The sequence below is a fragment of the Streptomyces sp. YS-3 genome, from assembly GCF_045257485.1.
GTDB lineage: Bacteria > Actinomycetota > Actinomycetes > Streptomycetales > Streptomycetaceae > Streptomyces.
In genome coordinates this window covers 1-1,078 of record NZ_JBJHPC010001062.1, presented here as the reverse complement: position 1 = coordinate 1,078, position 1,078 = coordinate 1, and the positions used below count along the sequence as shown (strand labels likewise).

The following is a 1,078-nucleotide window of genomic DNA, read 5'->3' as shown; positions in this document are numbered from 1 at the left end:
GGTGGGAATCGTCGGCGGGCGGCCCCGGGCTCAGCTGATGAGTCCGCCGTCGACGACGAGCGAGGTGCCGGTGATGTACGAGGCGGTGTCGCCGAGCAGGAACCGCACGGCGGAGCCCACTTCCTCGGGGCGGCCGATGCGGCCGAGTGGGATGCCGTTGAGGCTCTGGGTGAGCCGGTCGGGCGGCATCTGCCGGGTCATCGCGGTGTCGACGAACCCGGGGACCACGGCGTTGACCCGTACGCCGTAGGAGCCCAGCTCCTTGGCCATCGACTTGACCATGGCGAGGACTCCCGCCTTCGAGGCCGCGTAATTGGCTTGCCCGGCGGGCGGGTTGAAGGCGCTGGTGGAGCAGACGGTGACGATGGATCCGCTGCGGCGGCTCGCCATCATCCGCCCGGCCGCCCGGCAGCACAGGAAGGCGCCGGTGAGGTTGGTGTCGATGACCTGCCGCCACTTGGACTCGCCCATCATCACCGCGTAGCCGTCCTGGGTGATCCCGGCGTTGTTGACCAGGGCGTCCAGGCGGCCGTGTCGGCGGCGGATGTCGCGGTACATGCGGTCCACGTCGTCCGGCTGGGAGATGTCGGCCTGGACGAGTTCCGCGTCGGGCCGCACCTCCTGGACGGTGCGCAGGGCGGTCTGGGCCTGTTCGGGGGTGCCGCGGTGGTTGAGGAGGACGGTGGCGCCGGCCCGGGCCAGGTCGGTCGCGACGGCGAGACCGATTCCCTTGGTGGCCCCGGTGACGAGCGCGATGCGTCCTTCGAGTTCGGTCACGAGTTGTCCTTCGGTGTCGCGGTGTTCAGGAGGGTGTCGGCGCCGCGCGGCGGAGTGCCGTCCGGTGGGGTGCACAGGGCGTCCTGGACGCTCAGGTGGGCGGCCTCGCGGGCGATCTCGCGGCCCAGCCCGGCGAGCACCCGGCCGGGCCCTGCCTCCACGAAGAGGTCGACTCCCCGGCATCGCAGGGTGGTGACGGTGCGCCGCCACTGCACGGGGCGTAGCATTTGCCAGGGCAGTTCGTCGTGGTACTCCTCGATGTCCTCGACCACGCGGCCGGTGGTGCTGGAGACCAGGGGGG

Annotated in this window: 1 protein-coding gene and 1 pseudogene; both read right to left on the bottom strand. The window is 71.5% G+C overall.

Annotated features, from left to right (window positions below):
- Positions 1 to 30: 30 nt before the first annotated feature.
- A complete protein-coding gene (locus tag ACJA3G_RS37475; protein WP_406557468.1) occupies positions 31 to 777 on the bottom strand; it encodes an SDR family NAD(P)-dependent oxidoreductase in 747 nt (248 codons plus the stop codon).
- Positions 774 to 1,078 (bottom strand): annotated as a pseudogene (locus tag ACJA3G_RS37470) (hypothetical protein); the annotation flags it as partial. The pseudogene ACJA3G_RS37470 and the gene ACJA3G_RS37475, both read right to left, overlap by 4 nt.